This is a genomic window from Sandaracinaceae bacterium (assembly GCA_016706685.1).
Taxonomy (GTDB): domain Bacteria; phylum Myxococcota_A; class Polyangia; order Polyangiales; family Houyiibacteriaceae; genus JADJJE01.
This window is the reverse complement of the sequence record JADJJE010000029.1, coordinates 46,246-62,687: the sequence shown is the minus strand read 5'-3', so window position 1 is coordinate 62,687 and position 16,442 is coordinate 46,246. Positions and strand designations below refer to the sequence as shown.

Annotated in this window: 14 protein-coding genes and 1 pseudogene; 4 read left to right on the top strand and 11 right to left on the bottom strand. The window is 70.0% G+C overall.

Features of this window, described 5'->3' with window-relative positions; translation table 11 throughout:
* Positions 1-22: 22 nt before the first annotated feature.
* On the bottom strand, positions 23-712 hold the full coding sequence (locus IPI43_26900; GenBank protein ID MBK7777705.1) for a VIT family protein: 690 nt from the start codon (positions 710-712) through the stop codon (positions 23-25).
* A 107-nt stretch (positions 713-819) separates the two neighbouring features.
* Between IPI43_26900 and IPI43_26895 the strand changes: the two genes are divergently transcribed.
* Positions 820-1,335, top strand: coding sequence for a DUF1456 family protein (locus IPI43_26895; GenBank protein ID MBK7777704.1), 516 nt, complete (start codon positions 820-822; stop codon positions 1,333-1,335).
* Here the strand turns inward: IPI43_26895 and IPI43_26890 are convergent.
* From IPI43_26890 to IPI43_26875, 4 genes are read right to left on the bottom strand one after another with little or no spacing between them, the layout of a single operon-like run.
* Positions 1,266-3,080 (bottom strand): hypothetical protein, encoded by a 1,815-nt coding sequence (locus IPI43_26890; GenBank protein MBK7777703.1) that lies wholly within the window; start codon positions 3,078-3,080, stop codon positions 1,266-1,268. The two genes, IPI43_26895 and IPI43_26890, sit on opposite strands and share 70 nt — an antisense overlap.
* The gene (locus IPI43_26885) at positions 3,034-4,431 is read right to left on the bottom strand and encodes a hypothetical protein (GenBank protein MBK7777702.1); all 1,398 of its coding nucleotides are present in this window, start codon (positions 4,429-4,431) and stop codon (positions 3,034-3,036) included. The genes IPI43_26890 and IPI43_26885 overlap by 47 nt, the downstream gene beginning before the upstream one ends.
* Before the next feature lie 56 nt (positions 4,432-4,487).
* Entirely contained in the window at positions 4,488-5,486 is a 999-nt protein-coding gene (locus IPI43_26880) for an LLM class flavin-dependent oxidoreductase (protein ID MBK7777701.1), read from the bottom strand.
* A 58-nt stretch (positions 5,487-5,544) separates the two neighbouring features.
* Positions 5,545-6,615: an alpha/beta hydrolase gene (locus tag IPI43_26875; GenBank protein ID MBK7777700.1), complete on the bottom strand. Its 1,071-nt coding sequence runs from the start codon at positions 6,613-6,615 to the stop codon at positions 5,545-5,547.
* Here IPI43_26875 and IPI43_26870 point away from each other — a divergent pair.
* Positions 6,572-7,672 carry an NAD-dependent epimerase/dehydratase family protein gene (locus IPI43_26870; GenBank protein ID MBK7777699.1) on the top strand — a complete coding sequence of 367 codons (1,101 nt, stop codon included), beginning with the start codon at positions 6,572-6,574 and terminating at the stop codon, positions 7,670-7,672. The genes IPI43_26875 and IPI43_26870 overlap by 44 nt on opposite strands.
* A 232-nt stretch (positions 7,673-7,904) precedes the next feature.
* The gene (locus IPI43_26865) at positions 7,905-8,585 is read left to right on the top strand and encodes a hypothetical protein (GenBank protein MBK7777698.1); all 681 of its coding nucleotides are present in this window, start codon (positions 7,905-7,907) and stop codon (positions 8,583-8,585) included.
* A gap of 26 nt (positions 8,586-8,611) precedes the next feature.
* On the opposite strand, the pseudogene IPI43_26860 reads toward IPI43_26865, so the two are convergent.
* Both IPI43_26860 and IPI43_26855 read right to left on the bottom strand, forming a co-directional pair.
* A pseudogene (locus IPI43_26860) lies at positions 8,612-8,740 on the bottom strand (acetyl-CoA C-acyltransferase).
* 58 nt (positions 8,741-8,798) lie between these two features.
* Entirely contained in the window at positions 8,799-11,603 is a 2,805-nt protein-coding gene (locus tag IPI43_26855) for a hypothetical protein (protein MBK7777697.1), read from the bottom strand.
* Positions 11,604-11,803: 200 nt separating this feature from the next.
* Here IPI43_26855 and IPI43_26850 point away from each other — a divergent pair, with 200 nt between their 5' ends.
* Complete coding sequence (locus IPI43_26850; GenBank protein ID MBK7777696.1) at positions 11,804-12,460, top strand: glutathione S-transferase; 657 nt, start codon at positions 11,804-11,806, stop codon at positions 12,458-12,460.
* 36 nt (positions 12,461-12,496) lie between these two features.
* Here the strand turns inward: IPI43_26850 and IPI43_26845 are convergent, their stop codons facing one another.
* The 4 genes from IPI43_26845 to IPI43_26830 all read right to left on the bottom strand — a co-directional run bounded on the left by IPI43_26845 (position 12,497) and on the right by IPI43_26830 (position 16,114).
* A complete protein-coding gene (locus IPI43_26845) occupies positions 12,497-13,174 on the bottom strand; it encodes a HipA domain-containing protein (protein ID MBK7777695.1) in 678 nt (225 codons plus the stop codon).
* Between the two features lie 103 nt (positions 13,175-13,277).
* Complete coding sequence (locus IPI43_26840; GenBank protein MBK7777694.1) at positions 13,278-13,457, bottom strand: helix-turn-helix transcriptional regulator; 180 nt, start codon at positions 13,455-13,457, stop codon at positions 13,278-13,280.
* A 190-nt stretch (positions 13,458-13,647) separates the two neighbouring features.
* A complete protein-coding gene (locus IPI43_26835) occupies positions 13,648-14,268 on the bottom strand; it encodes a hypothetical protein (protein ID MBK7777693.1) in 621 nt (206 codons plus the stop codon).
* Between the two features lie 325 nt (positions 14,269-14,593).
* Positions 14,594-16,114 (bottom strand): ABC transporter substrate-binding protein, encoded by a 1,521-nt coding sequence (locus IPI43_26830; protein ID MBK7777692.1) that lies wholly within the window; start codon positions 16,112-16,114, stop codon positions 14,594-14,596.
* Positions 16,115-16,442: the final 328 nt, after the last annotated feature.

The window sequence follows — 16,442 nt, the reverse complement described above, 5'->3', positions numbered from 1 at the left end:
TAGGCGCTGCTGCGCCAAGCGCTCACGCCGCCACGCCGAAGAGCGCGCCCACCGCCGAGGTGATGCCCATGGCCAGCGCTCCCCAGAACGTGACGCGCAGCGTGGCCTTCACCACCGGGGCGCCACCCACCTTGGCGGACAGCGCGCCCAGCACCCCCAAGAAGAAGAGCGAGCTGCCTGCCACCGCCCACAGCGTGGCCTCACGCGGGGTGAGCAGCGCGACGGCCAGCGGCAGCGCCGCGCCCACCGCGAAGGTCCCCGCCGACGCGAACGCCGCTTGAACGGGACGCGCCGCGCCCTCGCTGGTGATGCCCAGCTCGTCGCGGCCGTGAGCACCGAGGGCGTCGTGCGCCGTGAGCTGGGTGGCCACCTGCTCGGCCAACGCCTGGTCCAAGCCGCGCCCCACGTAGATGCCGGTGAGCTCGCGGTGCTCGAGCTCCGGCGTGGTGGCCAGCTCGTGGCGCTCGCGCGCCAGGTCCGCCGCCTCGGTGTCCGCCTGCGAGCTGACCGACACGTACTCGCCCGCGGCCATGGACATGGCGCCTGCGGCGAGCCCCGCCATGCCCGTGATGAGCAGGCTCTCCTCGCCCGCGCCCGAGGCGGCCACACCCATGATGAGGCTGGCGGTGGACACGATGCCGTCGTTGGCGCCCAGCACGGCTGCGCGCAGCCAGCCCACGTGATGGATTCGATGTGACTCGCGGTGTGGCATGGGGATCTCCTGCAGGACCCATACTCCCCATTGGTGGAGCGCGCCCGCCACGGCAGCATCGCGTGGAACGTGCTAAGGCCGTGCTCCACTCCGCCCGGGATAGCGCCATGAACAACAACGACGTCCTGCGACGAGTCCGCTACACCTTCGACCTGGACGACGCCGAGATGATGCGGGTCTTCGGCCTCGCCGGTCGTCAGATCACACGCGCGCAGGTCAGCGCGTGGCTGAAGCGCGACGAAGACCCGGCGTTCGAGCCCCTCGAGGACGTGCTGCTGGCCACGTTCCTGAACGGCTTCATCGTGAAGATGCGTGGGCGGCGCGAGGGTCCGCAGCCCATCCCCGAGTCGGTGCTCAACAACAACATCATCCTGACCAAGCTGAAGATCGCGCTCGACATCCAGGCCGACGAGATGCTGGAGCTGGTGTGCTCGCGCGAGCTCACGCTCAGCCGCCACGAGCTGAGCGCCTTCTTCCGCAAGCCCGGCCACAAGCACTACCGCGAGTGCCTGGACCAGGTGCTGCGGAACTTCCTGCAAGGCATGCAGGACCGCTACCGCGAAGGCGCCCCAGGCGAAGACGCCCCGGACGACAGCGACGCCAGCGACGACGGCGAGGCGTAGTCCGCAGCGGGAGTGGCCGCGCGAATCTCCCCGCGGCGCACCGACCAGACGAACCCGTCGTACCAGAAGTGCATGAGCGACACGACGATGGTGACGCACCACCAGACGTGTCCCTCCACCCACTGGGCCCAGAGCCCGTAGGCCGCCACCACGGACGCGAACACCAGCCACGCGCCGAACGGGCGTGAGCCGAGCGCCCCGAGCCGCGCGCGCACGCGGCCGCCTTCTTGGGCCCACACGAACGCGAGATACTGCACCGCGTGGAACAGGTTCATCACGAAGAAGGCCTCGCCCCACGAGTTCCAGGTCCAGCAGTAGATGGAGCAGGCGCCCGTGCTCACCAGCAGGAACACCTTCTGCCAGGGCACGGTGTAGCCCTCCCGCGCGCGGCGCGCGTAGAACGCCAGGTAGAGCACGAGGAACAGGCAGCCGCCCCCGAACACCACGCGGGCCAGCGTGCCTTGCTGCCCTGCGACCATGGCGGGCGCGCGCATGGACAAGAACAGCGAGAGGTCGTCGAACGCGCTGAACGCCTCGAGGTGGTCGGCCAGCGTGACCCCCGCCACGATGGGCCCCGCGTACAGCAGCTGGTTGAGCGCGAAGTCGAGCCGCCGCCCCACGCGCGGGTCGTTGCCGCGCCGCACGTCGTAGATGCGCGCGAAGCCGAAGGTCTGGGCACCCGAGTGGAACACGTCCCAGAAGGTGGCCAGCACGGCGCAGCCCGCCGCCACCCACGGAGAGAACACCATCGCGGCCAGCAGCAGCGGCGGCACCGCGAAGAAGCGCAGCGGATGCCGCCGCCGGATGTCTGCGTTGCCGTGGCTGCGCACCACCACGGCCACGAGGTGCGCGTGGATGAGCGCGCCCAGCGAGAGCTCGGCCCACGTGAGGTCGCGCCCCGCCAGCAGGTGCACCTGGTGCGAGAAGTCCGACCCGGAGATGCCGATGCCCACGGCCAGCGCGACCAACGGCGGGCTCAACAACCAGAGCCAGTCGTAGGTGGGGCCCACGATGAAGTGCCCGCGTGTCTCGGCGCTCGTGGTCGCGGCGGCGGTCGCGCTGGACGCACGCCCCAGCTGGCCCAGCGTCCCGGCAAACCACGCGATGGCCAGGATCTCGAGCGCCTCCTCCAGCCAGTCACACAGCGCGTAGGCCAGGCTCTCCACACCGTAGGCCTCGGTGATGAGCCCGAGCGGCACCTCGAGCCCCAGCGCGGCCCCCACGAACAGCCCACCGCTGCCCAAGAACGGCCGGCGAGTGGCCGCAGGCAGCGCGCGCAGGAACGGCACGAACAGCAGCCCTAGCGCCACCACCAGCGCGATGCCGGGGACGATCCACCCGAAGTAGAGCGCGCCCTCCCCGGGCCGCAGCAGGAGCGTCTCGTGCAACTCGAAGACCTCGTCGGCCGACATGAGCACGAACCCGAACGCCAGCAGCCACCACGCGAGCGCCGGCGTGGCACCGGGGCGTTCGGCGGCGGGCACGCGGGCCACGGCGAGCAGACGCCACGCGGCCAGCAGCATGATCCCCGCGCTCCACGCGGTGGGCAGGTTGCGCTCCGAGCTGAGCGAGAAGAACGTCACCCATGCGAGCGGCGGGTCCGCGAGGCCTGCGTAGGCCACCTCGGCCAGCAGCCCCAGCAGCACCACGGCGGCGCTCGCGGCCACCAACCGCGCGCGCGTGACGGCCGGCGCGGGCTCAGCGACGGCGCTGCTTGCGGTGCTTGCGATGCTTTCCGTGGCCACGATGCCGCCCGTTGTCCGAGTGTACGCGGACTTCGGCGCGCGGCGCCGGGTGACCCACGCGGATGTCCACGCGCGGAGGCGGCGGTGTGTTGATCTGCACGGTCACACCCGGCCGCGGGTCGGGGTGCTCGACACGCACGTCCACGCGTGGGCCGGCAGGCGCCACCACCACCGCGCGTGCAGGGCCACGGCCACGTCCGGGGTGGCTGCCGCGCATGTGCACCGTGCCGCGGTGACGCCGGCCTCCGTGGTGGATCTCCACGCGGATGGGCGCGGTCTCCACGTCCACGCCCACGGGGATGGGCGCCACGTAGACGCGCCGCGTGGCGTCCCAGCGCATGACCACCGGCGCCGGGCGACCCACCACCACGACCTCGATGCGCGGCGGCGGCGCAGCCACATACGCGCCGGAGCGGTCCGCGATGGTGGCGTGCAGCTCGTTGTCCACGGGGGCCACCTCGAGGCCGTAGTCCCCTGCCACCACCACCACCCCGCCCAGCCGCCGCGGCGGGGCCACCGTCACTTGGGTCACGCGGCCGCGGTCCACGGGCTGGCCGCCAGCCTCGAACTCGAGCGAGAACTCACCGCCCACGGGGCGCGCGTCGGGCCCCAGCTGCGCCACGTAGTGCCCTTGCGGCTCGTCGTAGACCAACTCCACGCGCTGCGGCGTGGGCTGACCGACGGACACGTTGGCGTAGAGGCTGCCGCTCGGCAGACGCGGCGCGCCGGCCGGAAGATAGGCGTGCACCTGACCGTCGGAGTCCACGCGCACCTCGGGCGCCACCGGGCCCACCAGGACTACCTGGCCGCCATTCTCCGGCACCGTGGCCACGGGAACGCTCGCGAAGGCGGCCGTGGTGGGCGCCTCGCCCACGGGCCGCACAGTCACGTTCACGCGTGCCGGCGTGGGCGGAAGAGGCACCGCCGAGGTGCCCTGGAAGACCTGCAGGTCGTTGTCGTAGCGCAGCTCCAGCGTGTGGGGCTGGCCATCGGTCCCGGCCACGTCCACCACCACGCGGCCATCACGCATGGGCTGGCCGGTGGCGTCACGCACCTCGGCCAGCACCAGGCCGTCCACGCGCGGCAGCACCTCCACCACGCGCGGGCCGGCGATGGTGACCTTGCCCCCGAAGTGCGGGGCCACGGCGCTGGCGGTGATGCCGGCGGCGGCCGCCTGGGCCATGAGCGCCATGGGGGAGCCTGCAGGCGGAGGCGGAGGCCCCGAGTCCAGCGAGCAGGCTGCCAAGAGGGCCGTGGGGAAGGCCAATGCGGAGAGAGGGATGCGGAACATGGTCACCAGCATGGCCCGCTCGTTGGGCCGGTGGAAGGTCAAACAGTACGCTTTCTGCATAGCGCGCAGGTTTGACGCCATGTTCGGCGGAATCATCAATCCACGGCGGAAACAGCTCAGCCAGCGCGAGCGATGTCCGCCACGATCTCGTACGACCGCAGGCGCGCGGCATGATCGAAGACCTGCCCCGCCACCATCACTTCGTCGGCCTGCGTCTCGGCGATGAGCTCGCGCAGGCCACGCCCCACGGTGGCCCGAGAGCCCACGAACGAGCGCTTCAGCAGGCTGCGCATGCCCGCGAGCTCTGCGGGCGACAGCACCGAGGTGGGGTCGTCGACCGGAGGCGGCAGCTTCCCGGGCTGCCCGCGCCGCAACCGCACGAAGGCCAGCATGAGCGAGGTGGCCAGCCGCTGGGCCTCGGCGTCGGTATGGGCCGCGATCACGTTGGTGGCCACCATGGCGTGGGGGACCTGCCGCTCGGCCGAAGGGGTGAACGAGCGCCGGTAGATGGCCAGCGCCTCCATCAAGAGGTCCGGCGCGAAGTGCGAGGCGAACGCGAAGGGCAGCCCCAGCTTGCCCGCCAGCTCCGCGCTGTAGAGGCTGGAGCCCAGCAGCCAGAGCGGCACGTGCAGCCCCTCGCCCGGGACGGCGCGAATGGCCTGCCCCGGCTCCGAGTCGGCGAAGTAGCGCTGCAGCTCCAGCACGTCACGTGGGAACGGGTCACCGCGCTCCGAAGGGTGGGCCAGGCTGCGCCGCAGCGCGTGCATGGTGCGCGGGTCGGTGCCGGGCGCGCGCCCGAGGCCCAGGTCGATGCGCCCCGGGAAGAGCGACGCGAGGGTGCCGAACTGCTCGGCGATCACCAGCGGCGCGTGGTTGGGCAGCATGACGCCGCCCGAGCCCACGCGGATGGTCTTGGTGCCCGCCGCCACGTGCCCGATGACCACGGCCGTGGCCGCGCTGGCGATGCCCGGCATGTTGTGGTGCTCGGCCAGCCAGAAGCGCGTGAAGCCCAGCGCCTCGGCGTGCTGCGCCAGCGACAGGCTGTTGCGGAACGCGTCGGCGGGGGTGCTCCCCTCCGTGACGGGGGCCAGGTCCAAGACGGAGAAGGGGATCATGGTCGAGACAGGTCGCGCCGGGCGATGGCTGCGTTACGAGGACGGGCCGGCGCGCCGCTCACTCGCGGCTCAAGAACGCGTCGGCGTCGCGCACCGTGGCGTCGGGGTCCTCCTCCATGGGCACGTGGCCCAGCTGGTCGTAGACGCGCAGCTCGGCGCCCGCGATGCCACGCTCGAAGCGCCGCCCGAACTCGAGCGGGATCCACACGTCGCGCGCACCCCACTGCAGCAGCGTGGGCACGCGGATCTCGTCCAGCCGGTCGTCCAGGTCCGGGTCGCGCGGCCCGGTGAAGCGGTCCACCAACGCCTGCCGGTTGCCCTCGCGCAGCAGCACGGCGTGATAGCGGTCCACCAACGCCTCGGTCACGCGGCTGGGGTCGCCGTACACCTGCTCCACGTTGGCGCGCACCAGGACACGCGGCGAGATGACGGTGAGCAGCTGGTTGGCCACGGGCGTCTGCGCCAGGCGGAAGATGGGCGGCGGGGATTGGCCCGAGAGGCCTGCGGCGTCCACCAGCACCAGGCGGCGCACCTTGTCGGGGTGCGCGAGCGCAAGCTCCACCGCCACACGCCCGCCCAGCGAGTTGCCGGCCACGTCGGCCTGCGGGATCTGCAGGTGGTCGAGCAGCGCCGCCGCCACGCGAGCAAAGCGGGCCGCGCGGTAATCCCGGTCCGGCGCCGGGCCCGTGAGCCCGAAGCCCGGCAGGTCGAGGCGCACCACGCGCCGGTGCGACGTGAGGGCCTCGGTCCACGCGTCCCACGTGTGGAGCGACGACGACGTGCCGTGGATCAGCAGCAGCGGCGGGCCCGAGCCTTCGTCGCGGTAGTGCACCTGCATGCCCTCGATATCCACGAACCGCGAGGCGTCCGACGCGTACAGGGGGAGCAGCTCGCTCATGGGCACATCGCGGCGGATGCCGCTGGCCAGGAGGACCACGAGGAGCAGCAGGATGCCGAGAAAGACGCGCAGCGCGCGGCGCCCACGGGAGGCAGCGGGACGAGGTTCGTTCACGGCGCCATCGTAGGCGCGGGGGCGAGACCACGCCCATGGATTCGTGCGCGTGCATTGGCGTATAAGTCCCGTCGTGACCCAGCCCACCGCCTCCTCCCCCCAGAAGGCCGTCGTCATCGGCGGCGCCGGTTTTCTCGGACAGCGACTCGTCGCGTGCTTGTTGGGCGACGTGCCCGACGCGCCCGCAGGCTGGCCGCGCTTCGAGACCGTGCACGTGTTCGACACCGCACCCTTCGCCCCGCGCCAGGCGCCCTCCGACCCGTCACGCGTCACGAGCGCGGTGGGCGACATCCGCTCGCGCGAGGACCTGCGCAAGGCCATCGCGGGGGCACACACCGTGTTCCATCTGGCCTCGCTGGTGGACGTGGGGCTCAAGAAGAACCCGCTGATCGACGCCGTGAACGTGGAGGGCACCCGCAACGTGGTGGAGGTGGCGCAGGAGCTGGGCGTGCCCTTCTTGGTCTACACCAGCTCGGAAGACGTGGTGCTCACCAAGAACGGCGTGACGAACGGCGACGAGAGCCTCCCCTACCCCGACGTGCTGGTGCACGACTACGTGCGCACCAAGATCGAGGGCGAGCGTGTGGTGCGCCAGGCACACGGCAAGCGCGGGCTGTCCACCTGCGCCATTCGGCCCGTGCACATCTACGGGCCGCACGATCCGCACGCCATCAAGGTGAGCATCACGGAGCTGGCCAGTGGCAAGGTGCCCTTCCTGATGGGGGACGGGAGCGCGCTGTTCGACGTGGTCTACGTGGACAACGTGGTGCACGGGCACCTCCTCGCGGCCTCGCGCCTGCACGACCCCAGCACGCGCGAGAGCGTGGGCGGCAAGGCGTACTTCGTGGGCGAGGGCAACGCCATCAACTACTTCGAGTTCATCCGGCCTTACGCGGCGGCGCGCGGCGTCTCGCTGCCCAAGCTGCGCCTCCCCTACATGGGCGTCGAGCTGGTGGCCCGCGGCATGGAGCTGGTGCACCGCGTGCTGGGCGTGGACGTGCCCTTCCACCGCTTCCACCTCTACATCCTGTGCAAGGACTTCTACTTCACCAACGCGCAGGCCGAGCGCGACTTGGGGTACACGCCGTGGGTGTCGCCGAAGGAGGCGCTGGCGCGGACGATCGAGTGGATCAAGGTGGAGCCCTTGGACCTGCCCGCTCGGGCGCGGGCGTAGCCATCCCGAGCGCGACCATTGACACGCTGGCGACCCCACCCCTCATACTCGCCCAAGTCTCATGCCGCTCGACCTGAACACCGTGCAAGCTGCCCTCACCGCCGAGACCCACGCGCTGTCGGTGCCGCGCCCGCGCTTGGGTCCCGTGGACGTGTGGGTGCTGCCAGCCGGCAGCGGCGCTGTTCACTACCTGTGCTTCGGTGCGGGGGACGCGCTCACGGAGCTCAGCTTGGTGGCAGCGCCGTACCTGGGCGAGCTCCTTCGTTCACGCTGCGCGCCGCCGTGGGAGCCCGAACAGTTCGTCGCGATCGCGACGGTGCCCGCAAGCGTCCTCGCGGCCAGGGACGCGCGGATCGCCCATCGCGCGCGTCTGCGCGAGGCGTTGCAGACCATGGGCACAGCGGTCCGCATCGGTGACGACGGCCGCTTCGTGCACTGGCTCCATCGTGCGCTGGACGGCGTGGAGATCGTCACGCTGGCGGACGATTCCATCGAGGCTCGCGAGCGCCTGCCGGAGGACCGGTTCGACAGCACGCTCGATAGGTACCTCGCTGATCGCGAGCCAGACGCACCCACGGTGTTCCCCTCGCAGGTGAGCGGCGCTCTCGACGCGGGACTCGCGCGCTTCGAGCGTGCATGGGCCGCCCTCCAGGAAGGGAAGCTCGGGCTGATCATCCACACGAAACGCGCCGTCACGGCGAGCGCTGGATCGCTGTGGAACGTCGCGTTCACGAAGAGCACACCCGTCGTCGTGACGGAAATGACGAAGATCCCGCCGTGGAACGAGAAGGGCATGGAAGACCAGCTGCGGACCTACGCCGCTCGGGGCGAGGAATTCTTGACGCGGTTCACGGTGCCCATCGACGAGGAACAGCGCGCCGCGCTCGCAGCGGCGGCGGGCAGCGCGGCTTAACGCGCACCGTGCGTCGCTCGCTCACGCTACACGGCTTCGAGCAGCGCCACGCTGCCCTGCCCGCCGTCGGCGCAGATACTGACGATGGCCTTGGTGCCGGCGGGCATGGCCGCGAGCTCCTTCACAGCGTGGCTCAGGATGCGCGAGCCCGTGGCGCTCCCGTGTTACCTCCGGGACACGCCATGGGTCTCACCGAAGCAGGCGCTGGACGCGCTACTCGTAGCGAATGGTCACGGAGCCGTTGCCGGGCGCGGCGCCACCCGCGGTCAGGACCACGTTGGTCGAGCCCACGGGGTCCACGTAGCCACTGCCGCCGCCGCCGCCGCGACAGTTGCCGCTGCCTGCGCCGCCGTACCAGCCACCACCGCCGCCGTAGCCCTCGCACCCGCAGCCCGAGGGCGCGCCGCCCACACCGAAGGCGCCCGCCGTGACCGGGTTCATCAATGAGGCGCACGTCCCATACGGCCCTGGAGCGGATTGCGTCGCGCCGACTCCGCCGGGGTCCGTGCCATTGCGCGATCCATCAGCCCCCTGGAGGCCTCCGCCCACCCCGCCAATGACGTGCAGGTTGGACCAGAAACCCGCGCCACCGCCGCCACCCGCGACCACGACCCGGTCGGTGAGCGCGATCCCACCGCGGCGGATGTCGCTGGCGCCACCGCCGCCCCGACCGCCCGTCTCGCCCGCGCCGCCACCGTTGAAGCCGCCTGCGAGGGACGTCGGCTGCTCGCCCACGAAGACGGTCAGCGTCTCGCCCGGCGTCACTGCGATCGTGGCCTCGGTGCGACCACCGAAGTTGACGTTGTCGACCCAGTTGGCTCCCCCCTGTGCGCCGTCGACGATGACGTGCAGGGACGTGACGTTCGGGACGACGAAGGTCTGAGGCGCACCGGTGAAGGCGAACACCAGAGTCTCGAGGTTCGTGAGCGCCACGCTGGTGGGTGTGATGCCTGCGTAGAGCGGATCGGCGCTCGTGGAGGCGTCGAAGTCGATGCCGTACACGGCGTTTCCGTCGACCATTCCGTCTGCCTGTCCGGTGACCGTGACCGTGCGGGGCAAGTCCCAGTCCGCCGGCGTGAAGGTGACGGAGGTGATGTCCAGCGTCCCTTCGAGCGCATCGTCCGAGTCGAAGGTGAGCGTGACGTCGGCGGTGGGCTCCGAGTTCAGGACGATGGTGAAGGTGGCCGTGCCGCCCCCTTCAGTGGTGTCACTGGAGGCGTCGCTCACGTTGATGCCAGCCATGTCGTCGTCGTCGTTGGTGAAGTCCAGGTTGGCTACGGCGATGGCGGCGTACACGGCGTCGCCGCTGGTGACGGCCGCGAAGTCGACGCGGAACGGTTGGTTCCCGTCGACCACGTCATCGTTCTGACCGGTGATGGTGACCACCTGAGCCACATCCCAGTCTCCCGCGGTGAACGTGATGGAGGTGGTGCTCGGAGTGCCCTCGGAGCTGTCGGTGGTGTCGAAGGTCAGCGTCACGTCGGCTTCGGGCTCCGAAGCGAGCACCACGCTGAATTCCGCCGTGTCCCCGGTCTCCTCGCTGGTGTCATCGTTCACGGTGACGTTGATGTCCGCGCTGTCGTCGTCCTCGTTGGTGAGCATCAGGTCGGCGGGGGTGATGGCTGCATATGCGGCGTCATCGCTCGTCGTCGCACCGAACGCGACGGCGTACGGCTGGTCGCCATCGTCGATGTCATCGCCCTGGCCCGTGATGACGACCGTCTGTGCGACGCCGAAGTTGGCCGTGGTGAACGTGAGCGAGGTGACGTCGGTCGACCCTTCGCTCGCATCGCTCGTCGCAAAGTTCACCGTGACGTCCGCAGACGGAATGGTTCCGAGGCGCACGCTGAAGGTGGCCGTCCCCCCCGCTTCGGTCGTGTCCGCCGTGGGCGCGGTGACCAAGATGGCCAGCGTGTCGTCGTCCTCGTTGGTCAGCGCCACCGTCTCGGGGCGCAGCGCCGCATACACCGAGTCCGCCGATGTCGTCGCGCTGAACACGACGTTGAACGGCTGGTCACCGTCTTCGATGTCGTCGTTCGCGCCCGCCACCGAGATCTGCTGGGGCGCATTCCAGTTGACCGGCGTGAAGGTCAGCGACGACTCGGTCGCCACGCCCTCGCTCGAGTCGTCGGACATGAAGTTGATGGTCACGTCGGCGGTCGGCGGGAACGTGAGCGCCACGGTGAAAGAAGCCGGCGTTCCGTCTTCGCGGGTGTTGCCGGTGACGGCGCTCACCAGGAAGCCGGGCATGTCGTCGTCCACGTTCGTGACGGTGACACGCTCCGACACCACGAGGCCCATGTAGCCCGGCGCCGTGCTGGACACGCCCGTGACGCCGACGTGGAACACCTGGTCTCCATCGATGTCCGCGTCGTCGACTCCGGTGATGAGGACCGTCTGGGGTGCGTTCCAGTTGGCCGTGGTGAAGGTCAACGTGGCAGGAGCAATGGTGCCTTCCGTGGCGTCGTCGCTGGCCAGCGTCACCGTGACGTCGCTGGCGGGCGGCGCATTGAGCACCACCGTGAACGAGGCCTGCGTGCCGTCTTCCCGCGAGTCGCCGCTGATCGCCGAGAGCGTGAGTCCCGCCGACTCGTCGTCCGTGTTGGTCAACGCAGCGCTGCCGCTCAAGCCCTCGAAGTCGGCGTCACCGGAGCTGGAGGGGCCGAAGGCGATGGTGTACGTCTGGTCGCCGTCGACGACCGAGTCGTCCTCGCCCGAGACCACCACGGTCTGCGGCGCGTTCCAGTTGTCCCGCGTGAACGTCAAGGTCGGGACGGAGACGCTCCCCTCCGTCGTGTCGGAGCTCGCGACCGGGACCATCACGGGACGCCGCGGACGCGCGCTGAGCGCCACCGTGACGCGCGCCTGCGCCCCCACCTCCGTGGTGCGGTCAACGCCGTCCACCTCCACGATCAGCTCGGGGGTGGGTCCGCCGCCCGAGCCACCGCAAGCCACGGGGGACAGCGCGAACGCGCACATGAACAGGGCAGAGAGTTGAGATTGGCGTCGAGTGGTCATCGGGGGGCAAAGCTCTTGGGTGGGAACACGCAAACCGACCGCTAGGATTGCACATATCCACCACCACGGTCATCGAGAATGCTGCGTGCGGTCGGATGCCCTGGGCCCACCGCGCCTCGTCGTTCGCTGGCCAACGGCTCCCACCGCACGTGGTCTGCTCGCCCCGGAGGAGGACCGTTGCGGGTGGTACGGTGCCGCTCATGACCATCACCGTTCACCACTTGAACTACTCCCGCTCGCTGCGTGTGCTCTGGATGCTGGAAGAGCTGGGGCTCGACTACGCCATCCAGCAGTGGGAACGGAACAAGGACTTCCGCGCCCCGGATGAAGCGCGCTCGGTTCACCCGCTAGGGCGGTTCCCCATGGTCGCCGTGGACGACGTGGTGCTGGCCGAGTCCGGCGCCATCATGGAGTACTTCGCCGAGCGCGAGGGCAAGCTCGGTCCGGCGAGCGACGCGGAGAAGCTCGAGTATCGCTTCTTCATGCACTACGCCGAAGGGTCCGTGATGCCACCGCTGCTGGTGCAGCTGATCTTGAACAAGCTGCGCGTCGCCCCCATGCCCTTCTTCATCAAGCCCGTCGCGCGGGGCATCGCGAGCAAGCTGACCGAGAGCTACTCGGGCCCCGCGCTGGACCTGCACTTGGGCTTCATCGAAAACACCCTGGCGAGCCGCCCCTACTTTGCGGGAGACCACTTCAGCATGGCCGACATGCAGATGTTCTACCCCGTGGAAGCCGGCCTGAGCCGCGGCGCCGGGACGTACCCGCACATGAAGGCGTGGCGCGACCGAGTCTGCGCGCGCGAGCCATACAAGCGGGCGGAGGCGAAGGGCGGCAAGGCCGTACCCGCCAGCTGAGGAGGCCGGGAACAGGGGCAGCGCGAGGTACCTCTTTCAGCTGAACGCTATCGCCGGTGGGAGCGGCCTCGTCCACGCCCGATCCCCGCGACGCAGGTTGCCGGTCTGCTCGAGGAGGAACCCCGGCAACCCGGCCGAGACCCCATGCCGCTCGCCGAGCGACTCCACTGCGGTGACGAGGCCGCGCAACGTATCGTCGACCACGCTCATCGCTCGACCACGCTGCATCCCCCAGCCCTCGGCTTCGCGGACGAGGTGCTCGACGGTGACCAAGCCCGGCGCGAACTCACCGCCCACGCGCATGGCGAGCGGGTCGCTCTCGCCACGTGTGAACAGCACCTGCGGCACGGTGCGCTCCCCCGCGGCCTCGATCCGGGCATCGTGCGCGGACAGCCCCAGCGCCCTGGCCACGTCGTTGAGGTACGCTTCCGCTCGCACGCGAGGCGAGTGTTCGTTCGGCACGGGCTTGAGCAAGTGCGTGGACGGCGTGCTCCCGCGCCCCACCCACCAGTGCTCCGCGCGCGGATCCCAGGTGAGCGCGACCTTCGGCTGAACCCCCGTCGCTGAGCAGCCGCCTCCCCCCACAGTGCTGCCTCGGATGTATCCGGCCGCGCGCTCGAGGATGCGGTCGTACTCGGTCTCGTCGATCACGATGGGGTCGCGCGGAAGTCGCGGCTCCCCGATGGTCACGCTGCCACGGACATCGGCGCCCACCTCCGCGAGGAGCCCGACGAGGTCATTCGACGCGACCCCCAGCGCATGGTGGCGTTCGGGAGGAGCTCACCCAGCTCTTCCCGACAGGCGGACGAGCAACGGCTCAGTCAGCAGACACCGTGGCCCTCAAGTGGATGCCGAGCGAGTCGAGCACCGCGAAGTAGCGCTCGTTGATCTGCTTGCCCTTGCCAGTCTCGAGCTCGGACAGCCAGCGCTGGCTCACCCCCAGCCGCGCGGCGAGGTCTCGCTGCGTGATCCCGTGGGACTCTCTGATGTGTCTCACGAGCCGGCCCAGGTCGGCGGGGGAAGCAATGATCGCCTCCATGGGACCTCCGATGACGAAATAGTAGTCGGTGCGCCTTGACTTAGCGTAATCGGAGCGCGCTGCCTACGAAATCGACATCACGCGTCCCTGTGCGGGCAATGCCGAGCCACTCGAGCCAGCACGCTGGCCGAATGGGCTCGATGCCGAGCTATTTTCTTGGCTTGCTCCGTGCGCCCTTGGAGCTGGTCTGCTTTCCCGTCGCCGCGTTGGTCGAGGGAGACTTCTTCCCGATCTTCGCCGCGGCCGCGCGAGGCGGGCGCGTTGGCGCAGAACCCGCTGTCTTCGGGCTGGCGCCGGGAGGCTCGGCCATGCGCCCGGAAGGGTCGAGATTTCTCACGAGCCCCTGCCACGATTCGAGCGGTCGGAGCGGCTCACCTTCCTCGTCGACCTCGAAGAGACCCCACCGCGCGCGACTCGCGATCTCACCATACCGGCGCTCCACGGCTTCACCTCGGTCGAGCACCGACACGAAGCTCATCAGGGTATTGACCGAGGCTTGCCGCAGCACCACAGCCAGGTCCGCTTCGCTCCCCGCGCCCTCGAGCAATTTCTCGATCGCGCCGATGATGTGAGGCCACCCCAGGGTCTTTCGCCAGCTGTCGGAGCCGTCCATCGCGATCTCGTCCCACAGAGAGCGTGCAAACACGGTCCTCGCGAGGATTGCGTCTCCTCGCGCATGGGCCTTGGCGGACCAAGCCGGGTCGCGAACTCCCAGCTCCTGGAAGGCCGCCTCGACGTGAGGGTCGATGTCCAACTTCTTCTCGCTCACCCTCGCCGCCTTCCGCCTTCTTTCCGTCTTGCAACGCTGCGCAGGTGTACCACGAATCATTTGATTGCGGCGTTCGGCTGATGGCGTTGGTAGGTGAGCGGCCAACGCACTGGCCGCGGAACCTAGAGCATTGATGTCCCACTGCCGGACGGGGGACCGGCGGCAGAACGTTCTGTACCACGTGCCGGGCTTCGTCCGCGATCGTGCGCCCCCCAGTTCGTCATCAACGCAATGTACGGATCGACGCTCGCCACCGAGACTCTGTGACCCGGTTGCGCGTGCGAAGGACGCCGCGCTCGCGCGCCCGACCCTGTTGCCCAACCCTTCAGCGGGCGAGCCCACCAAAGCGTCCATCGCGCGGCACCTGGTACTCGGAGCCCCGCCGCACCACCGCCACCACGTCCTCGTGCCAGAGCGGGAACGCCGGCAGCTCGCTCGCCAGGACGCGTGAAGCCTCGGCATACGCCGCCTGCCGCTCGCTGCGCACCACGCTCACGCGCCCGCGTTCCAAGGCAGCGTCCAGCCCCGCCGACCGGAAGCGCCAGCGGTTCGCCCCCGGGTGCCCCTCACGCGGGATGTGCTGGCTGCCGAAGAACCAGCTGAGCACGTGCGGTTCGATGACCTCGGGGAGCTGCAGCATGCACACCTCGAAGCGGCCGCGGTCGAGGTCGGCGATGAGCGTGGCCGTCTCGCTGGGGCGCACCTCGAGCTCCACACCCACCTCGCGCCACATGGCTGCGATGGCCCGCGCGATGCTCACGCGCGAGCGGTCCGAGCCAGTGCGCAGGGTCAAGCGGAGGCGAGCTTCGCCGGGAGCTGGATCGGGGAACCCCGCTTCACGCAGGAGCTCTCGGGCGCGCTCGGCGTTGAAGTCGTACTCCGGGAGGCCCACGGTGGTGGCCCAGTGCGCCTCGGGGATGAAGCTGTTGGCGGGCTGCGCATAGCCCTCGAGTTCGGTGCGGATCAAGGCCGCACGGTCCGTGGCGTGGGCCAGCGCGCGCCGCACACGCACGTCGCGAAGGGCCACATGCCCAGTGTGAAAGCCCAGGTACGCGGTGCCGATGCCGGGCGCACGACGCACCTCGTAGTCCGCTTGATCCTCCAGCAGCGGCAGCAGGATGGGCGGGATGACCCCCTGCGCCAGATCCGCCGCGCCCGCCCGGAGCCTAAGCGCGCGCGTGTTGTCGTCGCGCACCGTCACGAAGCGCACGCGTTCACGGGCCACGCGCCCCCGGTACCAGTGCGGGTTGGCCCGCAGCGTGAGGCGTCCCGGAACGCGCTCCACCACTTGGTACGGCCCCGCGCCCACAGCCGGCTCACCGTCCACGTCACCCACCCGGCGCGCCCGGTCTTCCGCCCGGATGATGGGCAGCTCGAGGTCCGTCAGGAACGTGGCATGCGGCGCGTTCAGCTCGAATACCACCGTGCGCGCATCCCGCTTCAGCATGCCGGTGATGCGCGTGTAGGCGTGCCCGTGCCGCGCCTGGAGCACGGGGTCCACCACGCTCTCGTAGGTGGCCACCACGTCATTCGCGTCGAGCGCGCTCCCATCGGCAAACAGCAGCCCAGGCCGCAGCGTGACCACGTAGCGCGTGGGGGTCTCGAGCTCGATCCCCTCGGCCAGGTCCATGATCGGCTCGAGCGTCTGCGGATCAATCGTGACCAGCGACGCGAAGATCAAGCGTGAGACGCGCAGGCCGTTGGGGTCCGACACGAAGCGCGGGTCCAGCTGCTCCACGTCGCGGTCCACCAGCACCACAAAGGTGTCGTCCGTGATCTCGTCGGCGCTCGCGTCGGTGCGCTGGCCGCAGCCGGCCAAGCCGCACAGGAGCAGCAAGAGGCCCAAGATGGCGCTCGAACCTCCTTGAAAACAAGGACAATGGGCACCCCGGGTTGAAACCCGGGGCAGCATCCCTCGCCCTGTCAGGAGCGGAAGTCCTCCCCCTCCGGGCGAGGACTGCGTGGCTGGCAAGACCGACCCCGTTCCACTGGTGGTCGCCGGACCAGTCGAGCTTGGACCCGAAAGGCCGCTGGCCTTCGTGAACGCAGTCCTCCTCCGCAGGGGGAGGACTTCCGCCCGTGTCCATGCCTGGGATGCTGCCCCGGGTTTCAACCCGGGGTGCCCAATGTGCCCAACTCCAGTCCCCCAGCTGGACTGCTGCCTCCAAGCCCCG

Bases quoted from the DNA above. Each gene is read 5' to 3' on its own strand.
- IPI43_26900 (MBK7777705.1), bottom strand. From the start codon at position 712: ATGCCACACCGCGAGTCACATCGAATCCATCACGTGGGCTGGCTGCGC.
- IPI43_26895 (MBK7777704.1), top strand. From the start codon at position 820: ATGAACAACAACGACGTCCTGCGACGAGTCCGCTACACCTTCGACCTG.
- IPI43_26885 (MBK7777702.1), bottom strand. From the start codon at position 4,431: ATGCAGAAAGCGTACTGTTTGACCTTCCACCGGCCCAACGAGCGGGCC.
- IPI43_26880 (MBK7777701.1), bottom strand. From the start codon at position 5,486: ATGATCCCCTTCTCCGTCTTGGACCTGGCCCCCGTCACGGAGGGGAGC.
- IPI43_26875 (MBK7777700.1), bottom strand. From the start codon at position 6,615: ATGACGACGGCCTTCTGGGGGGAGGAGGCGGTGGGCTGGGTCACGACG.
- IPI43_26855 (MBK7777697.1), bottom strand. From the start codon at position 11,603: ATGACCACTCGACGCCAATCTCAACTCTCTGCCCTGTTCATGTGCGCG.
- IPI43_26850 (MBK7777696.1), top strand. From the start codon at position 11,804: ATGACCATCACCGTTCACCACTTGAACTACTCCCGCTCGCTGCGTGTG.